The 15,749-nt window shown below is 68.4% G+C and carries 11 protein-coding genes; 2 read left to right on the top strand and 9 right to left on the bottom strand.

What is annotated here, in order from left to right; genetic code table 11:
- The 3 genes from R5W23_RS24615 to R5W23_RS24605 all read right to left on the bottom strand — a co-directional run bounded on the left by R5W23_RS24615 (window position 1) and on the right by R5W23_RS24605 (window position 4,681).
- Entirely contained in the window at window positions 1-3,414 is a 3,414-nt protein-coding gene (locus R5W23_RS24615) for a TAT-variant-translocated molybdopterin oxidoreductase (RefSeq protein WP_320688606.1), read from the bottom strand.
- Between the two features lie 121 nt (window positions 3,415-3,535).
- Entirely contained in the window at window positions 3,536-4,273 is a 738-nt protein-coding gene (locus R5W23_RS24610; protein WP_261190018.1) for a cytochrome c3 family protein, read from the bottom strand.
- 75 nt (window positions 4,274-4,348) lie between these two features.
- Complete coding sequence (locus R5W23_RS24605) at window positions 4,349-4,681, bottom strand: hypothetical protein (RefSeq protein ID WP_261190019.1); 333 nt, start codon at window positions 4,679-4,681, stop codon at window positions 4,349-4,351.
- Between the two features lie 1,284 nt (window positions 4,682-5,965).
- On the opposite strand from R5W23_RS24605, the gene R5W23_RS24600 reads away from it, so the two are divergent.
- Complete coding sequence (locus R5W23_RS24600) at window positions 5,966-7,585, top strand: hypothetical protein (RefSeq protein ID WP_320688605.1); 1,620 nt, start codon at window positions 5,966-5,968, stop codon at window positions 7,583-7,585.
- Complete coding sequence (locus R5W23_RS24595; protein ID WP_320688604.1) at window positions 7,582-9,300, top strand: sensor histidine kinase; 1,719 nt, start codon at window positions 7,582-7,584, stop codon at window positions 9,298-9,300. Before R5W23_RS24600 ends, R5W23_RS24595 begins: the two co-directional genes overlap by 4 nt.
- A gap of 134 nt (window positions 9,301-9,434) precedes the next feature.
- Here R5W23_RS24595 and ung read toward each other — a convergent pair whose 3' ends face one another.
- From ung to R5W23_RS24565, 6 genes are all read right to left on the bottom strand, one after another.
- The gene (gene ung, locus R5W23_RS24590; RefSeq protein WP_320688603.1) at window positions 9,435-10,238 is read right to left on the bottom strand and encodes a uracil-DNA glycosylase; all 804 of its coding nucleotides are present in this window, start codon (window positions 10,236-10,238) and stop codon (window positions 9,435-9,437) included.
- Between the two features lie 80 nt (window positions 10,239-10,318).
- A complete protein-coding gene (locus R5W23_RS24585) occupies window positions 10,319-10,780 on the bottom strand; it encodes a hypothetical protein (protein ID WP_261187042.1) in 462 nt (153 codons plus the stop codon).
- Window positions 10,781-10,842: 62 nt separating this feature from the next.
- Window positions 10,843-11,331 carry an NUDIX domain-containing protein gene (locus R5W23_RS24580; protein ID WP_320688602.1) on the bottom strand — a complete coding sequence of 163 codons (489 nt, stop codon included), beginning with the start codon at window positions 11,329-11,331 and terminating at the stop codon, window positions 10,843-10,845.
- 1,004 nt (window positions 11,332-12,335) lie between these two features.
- Window positions 12,336-13,547, bottom strand: a complete 1,212-nt coding sequence (locus tag R5W23_RS24575; RefSeq protein WP_320688601.1) for an SdrD B-like domain-containing protein — start codon at window positions 13,545-13,547, stop codon at window positions 12,336-12,338.
- A gap of 415 nt (window positions 13,548-13,962) precedes the next feature.
- A complete protein-coding gene (locus R5W23_RS24570; RefSeq protein ID WP_320688600.1) occupies window positions 13,963-15,063 on the bottom strand; it encodes an LptF/LptG family permease in 1,101 nt (366 codons plus the stop codon).
- On the bottom strand, window positions 15,063-15,731 hold the full coding sequence (locus R5W23_RS24565) for a fused DSP-PTPase phosphatase/NAD kinase-like protein (protein ID WP_261187046.1): 669 nt from the start codon (window positions 15,729-15,731) through the stop codon (window positions 15,063-15,065). Before R5W23_RS24565 ends, R5W23_RS24570 begins: the two co-directional genes overlap by 1 nt.
- Window positions 15,732-15,749 lie beyond the last annotated feature (18 nt).

Raw genomic sequence — 15,749 nt, 5'->3', positions numbered from 1 at the left:
TCAGTTCCCCTTCGGCATTGCGGGGTTCGGGTTACGGATCGCGGCCATGTGCGTGAGCCGCGGACGGGTGTTGATCTCGGCCAGCAGCCCGTAGTTGGCGGGCTCATTCTTCCACTTCGAGACGGCGCTGTCGGCGTCGTTGAGGTCGCCGAACACGATCGCCCCGGACGGGCACGCCGACTGGCACGCGGTCAGGATCTCGCCGTCCCGGATCTGCCGGAACTCGCGCTCCGCGACGATCTCGGCCCCGCGGATCCGCTGCACGCAGAACGTGCACTTCTCCATCACCCCGCGGCTCCGCACCGACACGTCCGGGTTGCGGCCGAGCTTCAGGGTGTCCGTCGCCCAGTCCTGGAACGTGAGGAAGTTGAACCGCCGCACCTTGTACGGGCAGTTGTTCGAGCAGTACCGGGTGCCGACGCAGCGGTTGTACGCCATGTCGTTGAGCCCGTCGCTGCTGTGGACCGTGGCGCCGACCGGGCACACGATCTCGCACGGGGCGTTCTCGCACTGCACGCACATGACCGGCTGGAAGTACGTGCGGATGGCCGCGGCGTCCTTGGCGGACGCGTCCTTCATGTCCGGCGTGCTGGTGGTCTCGTAGTACCGGTCGATGCGGATCCAGTGCATCTCCCGGCCCTTGGTGACCTGGTTCTTGCCGACCACCGGGATGTTGTTCTCGCTGACGCACGCGACCACGCACGCGCTGCACCCGGTGCAGGCGCTCAGGTCGATCGCCATGCCCCAGCGGCGGCGCTGGGCGTCCTTCAGGTCCGGGGCCAACCCCTCGGCCGGCTTGTACATGTTCAGCGGGTGCAGCCGCCCGTCGTGCGGGTGGTGCGCCTTCACCGGGTCCTTGGAGGGGGCCTTCGCCTTGGGGAGCGGCAGGTTCAGGTTGATCTCTTCGGTCTCGCCGGCCGCCATCGGCGGGATCTTGGCGAACGCCGGGTTCTTCTTGTACTCCTCGACCGTGCCCTTGCGGACCGGCTTGCGGTCGAGCACCTTGCCGGAGACCGGGTCCTTCTCCGCCATCGACCAGTGGCCCTGGGTGCAGGCCAGGAGGTACGTGGCGGCGGTCTTCGTGACCTTGGCGGCGGCGGTCCAGAGGGCGCCCGAGGTGCGGACCGGGTAGGCGTCGAAGCCGGCGACGGGCTTGCCGTCGACGTTCACCTCTTTGCCCCAGCCCATGATCGCGGCGTCGGTGTAGACGCCGGCGACGCTGCCCGCCCGGGCGCCGTCGCGGCCGTGCCCGAGGTGGATTGTGACCGAGTCGTCCACGTGCCCGGGGAGGACCCACACCGGGGCCTTGATCTTCTTCCCGCCCACCTCGATCTCGACGACGTTCACCTCGGCCCGGCCGTGTTCACCGGCGGTCCAGCGGAACGAGGTCGAGACGCCCAGCTTGTCGGCGGTCTTCGGGCTCAGGAACGCGGCGTTGTCCCACGAGATCTTCGTGAGCGGCTTCGGCAACTCTTGGAGCCAGCCGTTGTTGGCGAACCGGCCGTCGTGCAGCGACGGGCACGCCCGGATGTTCAGCTCGAAGTCGCCGGCCGGCGCCGCAGGAGCAGCGGCCCCGGCCGCCCAGTTGGCCGCCAGCGCGGCGGTGACGGGGGCGGGCGCCGAGCCCGCGACCACCCCGGACCGCACCGACTGCTGCCAGAAGATTTCGAAGCCGCCCGGCGCGGCCCCCTTGTTCTTCTCGTCGTACCACGCCCGCCAGGTGGCCCGCACCACCTCATACGGGTCCTGCGTCGCGGCCGACACGCGGGCGCCGAGTTTCGCGTCCCCGTCGGAGGGGCTCGGGACGAGCGCGCCGAAGAACTCGATCGCGCTCTTGCCGCCGTGCAGCGGGGCGATCAGCGGCTGCTGGATCGCGGCGGTGCCGTCGTGGCCGCGGATGTCGCCCCAGGCTTCGAGGTAGTGAGCCTCGTTGATGTGCCACTGGCACAGCACGCCGGTTTCGTCCTGGCGCTGGCCGAGGTGCAGGGTCAGCTTCGCCGCGTCTTCGCCGGCCGCCTTGAGCGCGGCGGCGAACTCGATGTCCGCCGGGGCCGTGTGGGCCGGGTTCACGTCGCCGATGACGATCAGGGCGTCGAACGCCTTATCGGCCAGCTCCTTGGTGAGCGTCTTCAAGTCGCTCATTTTGCCCGCGACGGTCACCGCCGGCGTCGGGGCCAGCTTCACCGTCTGGCCGATGTTGCCGAGGTGCTGGTTGATCGCGAACACCAGGGCGTGGACCGAGGCCGGCGCGTGCTCGCCGACCAGCACCACGCTCTTCCCGGCCTTGGCCTTCAGGTCGGCGGCCAGCGGCTTGATCCAGTCCTTCGCGAGCTTCGCGTCGGCCGGCAGCGCACCCGCGGGAGCGCCGAGTCCGAGTTCCTTCGCCAGCTCGCGGGCGAACGCTTCGAGCTGCGACGCCTTGAGGGGCAGCCGGTGGTCGGCCACGGCCCCGGCGTTGGTCGGCATGCTCTCGACGACGTACAGCCGGTTCAGGGCGTCGGGCTGCACACCTTCAGGGGTGCGCTTGCCGGCGGCGGTATCCTTCAGGCTCTTCCCGTCCTGGCGGACCTTGCGGCGGTCCGCGAAGTCGCGGCTGTACCGGACGTGCCCGGGGCCGTCGGACAGGAAGTCGCAGTCGAGCGACAGGACGACATCGGCCTTGACGAAGTCGTAGGTCGCGGCCAGGGCGGTGCTGTTCGGGGTGCCGAACGCCTTCACGCTGCCGGCCTTGGCGTTCTCGCTGCCGATCGCGTCGTACTGGACCCAGCGGGCCGCCGGGAACGTGTTCAGCAGACTGGTAACGAGCCGGCCCAGGGTCGGCGACGTGACCGTTTCGGTAAGGATGCGGAGCCGGAGGCCGGCGTTCGCGGTCCCGTTCGGGTACAGCTTCGCGCGAACCGCGGCGAGCGCCTCATCGTATCCGGCAGGTGCGCCGCGGCGGGTGACCCCGCGGGAGCGGTCCGGGTCGTATAGGTCGAGCACCGAGGCGATCGCATGGATGCTCGCGCCGCCGAGGCTCGACGGGTGCTCCGGGTTCCCTTCGACCTTGGTGGGCCGCCCTTCGTTGCTGCGGACCAGCACGCCCTGGCCGTACCCGCCCAGCGGCGCCGCGCTGGCGAAGTACAGCGGCAGCCCGGGGGTGAGTTCGTCCGGCTGCGTGGTGTACGGCAGGATCTTGCGCTGGGCCGCCGGGCGCAGGTTGCACCCGGCGCCGGTGGCGAGGGCCACGGACGCGCCCATCAGCGCCATGAACCGGCGCCGGCTCGGCTCGTCGGCGAGTTCGGTCGCCCCCTCGGGGAACTCGTTCATCGCCGCGGCCAGGAACTCCGGCGAGGCCGCGAGTTCGTCCAGGCCGCGCCACATCGTCGGCGCGGCCGGGCGGCCGGCGGACGTTTCCGTGCTGTCGGGTTTCATGCTACCCTCAGGTCGAGTCTTGCGCGTTGCCGCCGTTCTCGTCTCGTCGGGCGGGGGCTCCCCGGTCCCGGCGTCCACACCACCACGGCCGGCCGGTCGCGGGCGCCGGCCCCGCGACCGCCTAGCGGTGACACATCGAGCAGTTGGTGAGCGTCACGGCGTCCCGCACGTGGTACTGCTCCTTCAGGAACAGGCCCATTTCCTTCTGCGTGGTGGGACGCGGCTTGCCGACGTGCTCGGCCGCCGCCGGGCTGTTGGGCGGGAAGTCCTCGGCGGTCCACACCGCCGGCTTCGACACGTCGTAGGTCATGGCGAACACTTCGGACTTGGGCCGCAGGTTCTTCTCCGGGGTCCGGTGGCACGCGATGCACCACTCCATCAGCAGGGTGCTCTCCTGCTTGGTCAGGTTCTGCTGGTCCAGCCGGCCGTGGCACGACTGGCACCCGACGCCCTTCGCGACGTGGATCGAGTGGTTGAAGTAGGCGTAGTGCGGCAGGTTGTGGACCCGCAGCCACTCGATCGGCTTGTCTTCCTTGTAGCTGTTGCGGACCGGGGCGAGCAGGTCCGCCCCCTGCCAGATCTGCTGGTGGCAGTTCATGCAGGTCTTGGTGGGCGGCACGTTGGCGAACCCGGCCTTCTCGACCGACGTGTGACAGTACACGCAGTGGATGCCGAGCTGGCCGACGTGGTGCGCGTGGCTGAACGCGACCGGCTGGGGCCGGATCTCTTCGACCCCGGTCGCGTACTGGGACCGGTAGAACGCGGCCCCGCCGACGCCCGTGCCGCCGGCCAGCAGGGGCAGGCCCAGGACGAGCATCTTGGCGATCGGGTTCAGCGCCTTGGGAAAGATCTGGGGCATTGCGAACCGCCTTCCGCGTACTGGCCTTCACGGACCAAGGGAACCGTCACCACACACCGCGGGCCGGGACCCGCTTCACCACGGCAGCAGCGGGAGCTGGTCCCACTGTACATACCGCAGAACCTGGTTGAGCGTCACCGTGATACTGAGGCTGGTCGCGCACAAAAGTGTGCCGACCATCGCGTAGTTTTCACCGCGGAGACCGCCCCTCACCCCGCGGGCGAGCGAGATCAGGCCGAGGGTGAGCCCGACCGACGAGAGAATCGAGGTCATCGGCGTCCAAAAGAAGATGCACGCCGAGAAGAACCCGAGGCCGACCGACGCGCCGGCGAGGCCGCGGGCGATGTACGAATCGTTCGGTGACCGTTTGCCGGTGACGGCCGCCTGTGCTGCCGGGGGGTGATCCACAATCGACCTCCGACCTGGGGACTTGTGCCGAGCAATAAACGGCTCATCGCCGCATGTGGCGCAAACAACCGGCAAGCGGCGCCCGCGGGGAGCGGACACCGAACGGGGCGTTGCGCCTGCGCATCGGGCTAGCGAGTCGGGGACGGGAACTCGCGTTCGCGTCCAGGGCGCCTGGCGGAAAAGGAGGAAGTGCCCACTTGTCCGCCGCGGTACCTGTGAATTACGACCGGGCAGGAGGAGTGTCCACCTACTTTGCCGCTCAGTTCACAAAGTCGAGATAGTAAGCGGCCCATCTTCGGCCGCAACAAGAAAATTAACAAAAATTACGAAATCAATAGCAGTTGGTCACCCGCGTGCGCAGCGGACCAAATGTGCTAAATCGGCACATGAAATGCACTTATGCTTCAGGTGCATTTCTTCACCGTAGCAGGAGCGTTGACGTGGCGCATAAGCACAATGAGGGTGACCAGCCTCGAACTGATGAGTCGGTCCGCTCCTTCAAGCGAGAAAAACCCCAAGGTTCTGTGGGAAAACAAGCAGTTTCTGAGGTGCGAAAGGAACTCCCGAAAGTGACGACGCGGGCCAAAGCCGATCGCTGCTGAGCGCAGGAACGGTTTCTCACGAATCGCGAATCAAGTACTCCACTGCGCATCTGGTTTCTTTCTCCCCACACGCTATCACGCCGCACCCACAGCAACCGGGTGCGGCGCGATAGCGTTTCGCGTTAAGGCAGTAGACGAATGAGGGTCGCCCGTGACGCGCCCTGAGAGTACGGGCCGGCAAGAGAACTGATTGCGTTCTCATCTGACATGGCAACGCGATTGCGGATCATTTGCAAACGGACGGGTGAAAGTAGTCTGCGGCGTGAGGTTTCCTCGATTGTCTTTGAACCGAAGGAAACCGGATCGCATCAGTGCGCCTGATGATACCTCAATTACTCGCCTAAATCCTATTGCTTTCTGGCCACGTCTGAAGCGACGAAGGGTTCGGGTTGCGTGCCCTCGGTGCCTTAAAGAGTGAGCGCGGGAGTCCCAATCTCACCGCACCGGCGACATCCGAGCCGCCCCCCCCGATCCAACACCATTCCCGCCGGACGGCGGTTGGCGTTGGATCGGGGGGCGTGGGGCGGTACCCTGCGTAAGATAAGTTCCGTGCATGGCGTGAATCCGGCCGGTGTTCGGCGCAGGCGCCGCGGGCTCAACCCCGGCGGGCCGGAGGAACTCGCGCACGCGCAGGGAGTTCGGGCGGAACCGCGCTCGAGGAACGGGGCCAGGAGGGTGTACGATGCGACGGTGGCCGCTGGTCGCGGGCGCGCTGGTGCTCGGGGCGGTCGGTGCGTGGGCGCTGGCGCGGTCCGGGTGGTTCGGCGTTTCGGCCGCGGAGCCGCGCCCGGTGCCCGACGGGGATCTCGAGATCGCCTGGCTCCACGTCCCCACGTCCACCGACACGTGGGAGAACTTCGTTTGGGGCATGAAGCGTGCGGAAATGAGCACGCTGCCGACCGGGCTGAAGGTGGACGACCGGCAGGCGTTCCCGACCCGCACCACCGCGGTGCCCGAGATTGTGCTCTCCCGCGACGGGTTCGCGGGCAAGGTCTACGTCCGCTGGTACAAGATCACCAACGACGCCCCCTACACGACGTGGGCGCAGGCGCTGGCCGCGCGGGCGCCGGCGCCGGTGGCGGTTATTGGCGGGTGGTCGAGTGACCGGGCGCGCGAACTCGCCGAGGCCCTTAACGGCGCCCCGTGGCCCGGGCAGAAACCGCTGCTCCTGCTCGCCACCGCGACCGCCGACGCGGTGTACCCGGACGAAGACAACTACGCGGTCGATTATCAGCCGCCCAAGCTCATCGACCTGTACGACCGGTCGTTTCGGTTCTGCTTCACGAACAAGCAGATGGCCGGCGCGGTCACGGACTTCGTGTTCGCCGACCCGACCCTGCGCCCGGGGCCGGCGGTGTGGCCCGAGTTGCGGGCGCTCGCGGCGGCGGCCGGCGACACGTGGGCGTTCCCGTGGCTCGCGGAGCGGGCGGCCGGGCCGCAGCGGGTGCAGGCGTTCGCGGTGGCGTGGAAGGACGACCCCTACTCGCTCGACTTGGCCCAGCAGTTCCGCGAGGCCATCGCGGAGCGCGGCGCGGCCTCGCGGCGGGTGCGGCTGAGCGTCGAGGCCAGCTTCGTGCCCTTCAGCACCGGGCGGTTCGCCCGCCCTAACCCGTACGAGGCGCGCATCGTCGATGACATCCTCGCCCACCCCGGGTTCCCCAAACGGGGCGAGCGCTCGGTGCTGGTGCTGCCGACGGTCACCGCCCCGGCCCGGCGGGTGCTGAGCGCGCTGGCGCAGGGCAACCCGGGCGTGGCCCGCCGGCTGGTGGCCGTCACCGGCGACGGCATCCCGGTGAACGCGCTGTTCCGGGACGGGGAGTTTGCGTGGCCGGTGCGGGCGCTGCCGATCCCGCTGGTGCTGTTCACGCACACCGACCCGCTCGACTTCGACGAGCCCGGCGGCCCGGCCCCGCCCGCGGGCTACGAACTCACCCCGCCGCCGCGCCCGGGCGTGGGGAAGCACACCACTGAAGACATCCGATTGTTCTCGGTCCTCATTCGCGTGTTCGCGGCCGGGGCCTACCCGGACGGCGCCGGCCGCATCGTGGACGGGGCCGACCAACTCGCCGAGCGGCTGCGCGGGTTCTCGCCGGCGTTCTTCGACCCGTCCGGGAACCGGATCAGCGGGTCCGGGGAGCACATCGTGGTGCTCCGCCCGGCGCCGCGAGTTGAAGGGGTTGTGGCGTACCCCGACGCGGAACTGGAGGTGTGGACCCGCAGGCGCGGGACGGGCTGGGACCGCATCCGCAGGCGGCCCGTCGTGCAGACCGTGCGGCCGAGCGACCTGGGGGGCAGCGAATGAGCACGGGCGCGATCCCCCCTTACCCGGAGTCGGCCGACGCGCCGCGGTTTTCCCCGTGGCGCTACGCCGGCCGGCTGGCCCCGCTCGCGGTGCTGTGGGCGGTGCTGGTCGGGCTGCTGGCGTGGCTGCTGGCGACCCGCGCCAACTGGAACGAGGAGTCCGACCGCGCCGACGTGCGCGAGTGGGTCGATAACACCCGCGTGTTCCGCAAAACACTCGCCGAACTGGTGAAGGAGTACGTCGATCTGCTCCACTCCCCGGACCTGCCCAACCGCGCCGACCGCGTCCACGACAAGCGGGCCGAGATCCGGCAGCACCTCGAGGCGATGGTCGAGCCGACCCGGATGTACACGGCACAGCTCCCGCTGTTCCCCAACGTGTACGCGCTGGAAGTCGAGTTCGCGGGGGTCAGCGACGCCGACGGCGCGCCAGCGGAACCCCTCACGTGGACCTCCCCGAAGCCGCGGCCCGGCGGGTCCGCGAAGGCGCAACTGCGCACCCTCGAGGTGGAGCCGCCGCTTGACCGCCCCGGCGCCCGCGCGACGGTGCGGTGCGTGTACCAACTGCACTCGTTCAACCGGATGCAGCAGCAGCAGGACGAGTTCCGGCACTGGCAGACGATCGCCGCCGGGGTGATCGTGCCGACCACCCTGCTGGCGGTGTTCCTGGTGGTGCGCGCGGTCCGACGGGAGCAGGCCCGGGAGCTCGAAAAGTGGCGCGTGGCCGCCGAGGCCGAGCACCGGGAGCGCGAGCTGCTCGCCGCGCAGGTGGAGCGCGAGCTGATCGAGCGCAACCTGCTGGAGGTCCGCGTCCGGCAGCAGGAGCTCGAGCGCGCGAGCGAGGAACTGGGCCGCAAGCTGCTCGAGCAGGAGCTGAACGCCGCCCAGCACAAGACCCGCGCCGCCGAGGCCGAGCGCGAGGCGCTGGAGATGAAGTCGCAGCTCTACGCCAGCATCGGCATCATGGCGGGCAGCTACGCGCACAACATCAAAAACCTGCTGGTGCGGCCGAACGACCTGATCGCGCGGTGCATGGAAGCGGCCGACGGGCCGCAGCACGAGATGCTCGACGAGGTGAAATCCACCCTGGGGACGGTGACAGAGCGGTTGCAGCAGATCCTGCGCACGGTGCGGCGCGACCCGGCCAACGCGGAGGTGACCCAGGTGGACGCGTTCAGCCTGTTTCGCGACACGCAGCGCACCTGGGCGGAGATGGGCCGCGACAAGTGGAAGCTCACGGTGGCGGCCGACGTGCCGCCGGGTTCCGCGCTCGTGACCGGCGACCTCTCGCACCTCCAGCAGGCGGTCGAGAACCTGGTGTTCAACGCCCGCGACGCCACGTTCGAGATGCGGAACTACCTCCGCGACGAGGCCAAGCGCGAGACGGACCCGGCGGCCCGCCGGCAGAAGCTCATGGCGGCGGCCGGCTGGAAGGGCGAGGTCCACCTGACCGCACGCCGGGACGGGGACCACGCGGTGCTCGAAGTACGCGACAACGGCATCGGGATGACGGACGAGGTGCGCCGCAACTGCCTGAAGACGCACTTCAGCACCAAGCGCGACAACGCGCTCTACGAGGGGTACAGCGCCGGCATGGGGCTCGGGTTGTCGTTCGTGGCGATGGTCCTGGAGCACCACGGCGGGGACCTGGAGATCGAATCGGCCCCGCTGCGCGGCACCACCTTCCGCGTGCGTTTCCCGCTGGTCGCGGAGTGAGAAGAGTAAGAGTGTTCACCGCAGAGGGCACGAGAGAGCGCGGAGAAAACCAAAATTCGGGAGAGTCGGGCTCAAAATCTTACCTCTCTGGGTCTTCTCTCGGCGCCCTCTCGTGCCCTCTGCGGTGAACACTCTTACTCTTCTGCCTTTTCCGGCAGCCGCCAGTCGATCGGCTCCTCGCCCGCGGCCTCGAGCGCCTCATTGACCTTCGAGAACGGTTTGGTCCCGAAGAACAGGTGCTCCGAAAACGGCGAGGGGTGCGCCGACTTCACAACCACGTGCTTCTTCTGGTCGATGAGGGGGATTTTCTTCTGTGCGTATGAGCCCCACAGCACGAACACGACCCGGCGTGACTGGGCACTCACGGCGGAAATTGCGGCGTCGGTGAACTTCTCCCACCCCTTGTCCTTGTGCGAGTTGGCTTGTCCCTTCCGCACGGTCATGCAGGCGTTGAGCATCAGGACGCCGCGCCGCGCCCACTCGGCCAAATAGCCGTGCTTGACCGGCGGGATGCCGAGGTCGGTTTCCAGTTCCTTGTAGATGTTGCGGAGCGAGGGCGGCGTCGCGACGCCGGGCTTGACCGAGAAGCACAGTCCGTGCGCTTGCCCCGGGCCGTGGTAGGGGTCCTGTCCGAGGATCAGAACCTTCACCTTATCGAGCGGGGTGAACCGGAAGGCGTTGAACACGTCCGGGGCCGGGGGAAACACGGTCTGCGTTTTGCGTTCTTCGATGATGAACCGAACAAGATCGGCCCAGTACGGCTTCCGCGTTTCGGGATCGAGGGCCTTGTGCCAGGACGGGTCGAGGTCGGCGGGCAGTCCGGGCACGCCGGGCGGGAGCGGGGGTAACTCTTCGGCCGCCGGTTCGGGTGCGGGCGGCTGCGGTTGGTCTTCATCGAACAGGGATGAGGGCTCAACGGCTTTCTTCTTTTTGCCCATACTCCGGCCTCGTGGGGTGGGGATTACTTTACCTCCCATCGAGCGCCGGTGCATCCCGCGTTGAGCCGATCACACGAAGTTCAATGCCGGACCAGGATCACGTTCCGCTGGATCTCAACGGCGCTCGGCCCGAGTACGAGCAGGAACCCGGCGGGGACACAGAACCCCACGCACCACAGCGCCACGATCGCCCCCCGCGCCGCGAGCCCCAGCGGCCCGGGGACGAACCGGTTCGAGACGGCGAACCCGCCGACGCAGACGAGCGCGCCGAACAGCAGCAGGGCGAACTCCGCGCCCAGCAACTTCTGGCCGAGCGGGTCCGTCCACAGCAGGGCGGTACGAGCCGGGTAGAACGCATCCAACACCAGGAACAGCAGCACGAGCGGTCCGAGCGGGAGCGCGAGCAGGAGCCACTGAAGTGTGGTCAGCGTCGCTGTCGGGGGCTGCTCCGGTGGGGTCGGGGCGGCCGGTGGGGCGGTATCCGGTTGCGCCTCAGCGGGCGGGGCGGCCGGTTGCGGTTCGGCGGGCGGAGCAGTTGCCATGAGAGCGGTGCCGTAGCGGGTGCGTGTTCGGTTCACTCAACCGTAGCACAGCCGAACCGCTCTCAGCGGGTGAAGAACTCGGCCACCACCTGAGTGTGGAGCGGGAACGCCAGGTCCGTGGCCTCACGGATTACGACCAACTCGGAAGTTTCGGGCGTCGGCGTGAAGCCCTTCAGCGCGCCCGCTGGCCGGGGCTGGGCGCGGCCGAACACGAGCAGCACCCCGTCGCCGCGATCGGAACTGAGCGTGCGGACGTGCTCGATCTCGGCCGGATCGACCCGCACCCCGGTCTCCTCGAACAGCTCGCGTGCGGCGGCCTGCTGCCACGTCTCCGCAAAGTCGATGTACCCGCCGGGCAGCGCGAGCCCGCCCACCTCCGGCGGGATCGCCCGGCGGACGCACAAGAGGCCGTCGTCGATCGGCAGCAGGCACACCGCGACCGGGATCGGGTTCCGGTAAGAGGTGTGGGCGCAGCCGGCGCAGGTCCGCGGCCACGGCTGGTCGGGGGCGAACGCGGCCCCGCAAAAGCCGCAGTGCGTGTTGGGTTTCATGAGCGGCACCGGAGTCGGGTCGGCGAGCCGCGCCGCGGGCGCGTTCCATCGGTCTATTGAACCGCAGCTGTTCCCGTCCGCAGCTCGCATCAGCGCTCCCGGGCGACCGGCACAACCGGCTAGCGACGAGGCTCGCGGCGCGAGCAGGCCGTACTCGTACACGCATCCGGTAATACGGCCGCTTTCTTGACGAGCCGCGACCACCGGGGGGTGGGAGACGTTACACCGCTCCCGGGCGGTCACGGCCCGTCAACAACACAGGATCACAGGCGCACCCACAGCACGAATTCCGGCCGAGTGGCGGCGCGAGCGCGGTGCCATCAGTTTAATGTGCGGCTTGCTTCGGCCGTCGGCCGCGTCTCTTTGTTCGCGGTTCCGCTGCCGCGTCACGTTTGGACGTGACCTTTGCGGCGCTGACGGTTCTGCCGTAACGGCGGGCGCGGATGCACGGGCAAGGGAGCACGGGCCGCAAGAAGCGGGCACGGTCCGCCGGGCCAGAAATCAGCCGTGAAGCTCGGCCGTTCCTTGCTCGCGGTGCGAAGGCGGGGCGTGTGCCGGTGGGGAAGCGATGGGACAGCGACGAGACGCCCGCTGGTACCGGAACGGGTCATGGACTGGCGATTCGCTGGTCCGCCGCTACCCACGAATCCCACGCTGGAAGTCGCGAACGAGGTCATCAGAGGAGAGGGCACCGGTCCCCGCTTCAAGCCGGTGCAAGAACGTAAACCATTGCCAAAATGAAACTTAAGCCGCGATCAGCTTGCTCATGCGAATTCGCTCGGCGGAGCAATCTGCGGGTCCCGGCCCCTTCGCAACGGGCGTTTCGGACTTTTGGAAGTGCGGAGCGGGAAAAATACGGTGCAACAACTGATGCGCCGGCCACCCGGCCGACGGTTTCGGTGAACGGGAGGGCCGGCGGCTGTTCCGAGCAACGGCCGCGCGACGGGCGTGTTACCCGGGCGCGGTCCGGCGGTGACTTCGGCTCTGCGACCGGCCCAAGGGGCTTAGCAGCGGATCGGCTTGATACCGAAGGTCGGCTGGCAGACGGAGAAAATGGGGGTGACTTTCACCGGGGCCGGGCACACCACCGGCGGGGTGGTCGGCTTCGTCGGCGGGGTCGGGCACGTCACCGGCTTGGACGGCGCGGGGCACGCGACCGGTACCGGGGCCGGCTTCACCGGCGTCGGGCAGGGGAGCGTGAACTTGTCGTCACACAGGAACTTGTCGTGGTTCTTCACCGGTGTCGGGCAGGTCGGCGTGACGGGCTTGGTGGGGGGCGGGCACACGTCCCACTTCACGTCCCACTTGATCGTCCCGACGCCGCAGATCACGAACTTCTTGTCGTCGCAGTCCTTGTCGTCCTTGGGGCCTTTGTCGTGATCGCACCATTTGTCATGGCCGGAACCGCAATCGTTGCCGCCGTGGTCGTCGCACGAGGGCACCTTGATTTCGCCGAAGTTGTACCCGGTGAGGGCCGTGCCGGTGACCGCGATGCCGCCGATCACGTCGCCGGTCACGGACCCGTTGGCGGGGGTACCGGGGGTGTTCTGGCCCTGGCTGTAGCCGGCGGGTTGCGACTCGGTGACCGTGTACGTGCCCGCGATCAGGTCGCCGAACCCGTACCGGCCGCTCGCGTCGGTCACCGCGGTCCGGGTGCCGGCCGGGCCGCTCAGGGTGACCTTCACGCCGGCGATCCCGCCCTCGCCCGCGTCCAACCGGCCGTTCTTGTTGGCGTCGCAGTACACGGTGCCGGACAGCGAACCGGTCGCGGGCGGCGCGGCGAGTTTCTCCCCGAAGTTGTTGTCGGTGCCGTCGACGCCGGAGTTCAGAACGATGTTGTTGAACGCGTCGTTCGTGGTGGTACCGGTGCCCGGCGTGCCCTGGGTGTCCGCGCCATCGGCGTACCCGCTCGGCTGGGTCTCGCGGATGGTGTACGTGCCGGGGTTGAGGTCCGCGAACGTGTACTTGCCGTCGGAACCGGTCTTTGTGGTCGCGCTGACCGCGAGGCCGGTTTCGGCTTCCGTGCCGCTCAGAGTGACGGTGACGTTCGCGATCGGCTGTTCGCCCGCGTCGAAGCGGCCGTCGCAGTCGGTATCGACGTAAACGAAACCGCTGAGCGAGGAGGGGACCAGAAGGGCCGGGACATCGCGCTGTTGGAGCTGTTCGAGCTTCGGAGCGAACCGGTTCGGGCGGGCGGGGCGAGTCACAAACTTCACGGGCCGAGTCTCCGTCAACGGAACGGGTGAGCCGTCGGACACGTGTCCGACGGTGACGCCCCGGCCGCGTGAGCAGCGGGTGCGTCTGTTTAGGGGGTGAGTGACCGGGAAAAGCGATTTGCGTTCCGAAACCGAGCGGAGTCGGGAAAAGGCGAAAATTAGAACCGAAATTGCGGGATATCAAATGAAACGCAGCTTATTTCCATTTCCCGCGTGTCAACTTTTCGGGCGCGAAGTGTTAGCGCTGTTGTCAAACGGAAGCGCGCGAGGGGACGCCGCTTCCCGCTTGGCGCGAAGCCCGCGGGTGCCGGCGCGACAAACACGAAACGAAGAAGCGGGGACTGGTCTGGCGGGGCCGCGGTGGGGGCCTCGGCACGGTTGCCTTCGCCCTCAGCGCGGGCCGACAAGTCCGCGGTCAGGTGTGAACGGCATCGAACGCAACCAGCGCCGGGGGGCCGAACAGGATCACCGGGAGCCACGCCGCCAGCGGCGGCGGCAGCACGTCCTGGTCCCCAAGGTACTTACACGCGATCACGAACAAGAAGGTTGCCGCGGATACGATCAGACACAAACCCGAGCTAATGATGACGTGGCGGTTCGGGTTCCCCAGGACCACCGACAGCCCGAACACGACCATAACCATGCCGATGAGGGGCCGGGTGACGCGCGTGTGGAACAGCACCGCGAGCTTTCCCCGGCGCCGCGGTTCGGGATCGACCAGCATCGTTTGCAGATCACTGGTGGCGGCGTAAATGTACCAGGCCCCGCCGCGGCACACGGCGTCGTAGTCCGCGTCTTGCACTTTCACGAAGAACCGCCCGGTCCCCAGAACGGTGAGGTTCAACGGGATCTCGCTCGTGAACGTGTCGGGCGTGGCGTCGGTCAGCAGCCACCCGCCGGTCAGCGGGTCGTCGCCCTGTTTGGGCAAGAACACCGCGTCCTGCGCGGTCAGATGCACCATGCCGCTGCGCGAGTGCTCCGGGAACGTGACGCACATCTTCTTGACGCGCTTGTCCTTGCGGAACCCGGACAGCCCCTCGAAGTGAATGCCGCTGCTGTCGTACGCGCCCATCAGGGCCTGGGCCTTCGCTTGGTCGGGGTCGTCGCGCTGGGTGGTCAGTGCGTCCGCCACTTCGGGGATCAGGAACTCCTGGTTCAGCGGTCCCAGCGCCAGGGTAACTGCGGCCCCGAGGAGCACCGGCCGGATCGCCCGCCGCGTGGGCACGCCCGCGGAGAGCAGCGGCAGCAGTTCGTTGTTGCGCTGCATCCAGGCCACGGTGAACGCGCCGGCGATCAGCGTGACGAAGTTGCCGAACAAGTCGAAATACTCGGGGACGCGGTTGCCGTAGTAGTAGGTAATGTGCCGCGCCGACGCGACGAACCCGCCCGGCTTGTTGACGAAGGCGTCCAGGTGGGTGAACAGGTCGATCACGATGAACAGCCCGACCAGGCTGATCAGCACGATGATGTAGGACCGGAAGAAGGTCCAGAGGAACATCCGGTCGATGGCGGTCATCACGGGCGCGGCCCCCCGACGGCCCCTTCTGCCACCCCGGCGGCGCCGCCGGAGGCGAGCCGTTCGGCCTTCGAGCGGGGCTTGTAGTTCTGCACGAACTGGATCACGAACTCGTCCCCCTCGCTGGCCGCCACGTACCCGTACCCGTTCGCGCGCAGCTCGCGCAGGGCCTCGCCCGGGGACCACCCGCGGTACTCCATGCGGTAGATGGCGGTGAGCCGGCCGGTGCGGTGCAGCCCGGCCTTGCAGTGCAGCAGCACGGGGTAGTTGCTCTCGTCGTCCAGCAGGTCGCGCCACTGCTTCACGGCGGGCGGCTCCCAGTCGAGCTGGTTCCCCGGCGGCAGAATGTCCGGCGTGAGCAACCGGTACCGTACACCGAGTTGCGCGCACAGCTCGCTCTCGCGCACTTGGCCCTTCCCGAGCCAGTGGTCGGGGAGCAGCGGGTCCGGTTCCTCGTGCTGGAGGTTGACGACCGTTTTGATGCCGTACCGGTCGACGGCTTCCCGGAACCCGGCGGCGGTCATCTGCCCCGAGCGGTAGAGCCGGCCGGGTTCGACCTCCCGGAACCGTTTGGCGTGGATGTACTGGGCGCGGTACGCCGCCGCCGGGGCGCCCAGAACGAGTGCCGCGGCGACGCACCCCAGTACCCACCGCAACCCGTTGCGCATCGGTGCCCACTGCTGAAG

Origin of the sequence: Gemmata algarum (assembly GCF_034097035.1) — a bacterium.
GTDB classification, from domain to species: Bacteria; Planctomycetota; Planctomycetia; order Gemmatales; family Gemmataceae; genus Gemmata; species Gemmata algarum.
Note: the sequence above shows the minus strand (reverse complement) of the source record. Positions and strands in the feature narration are given on the sequence as shown.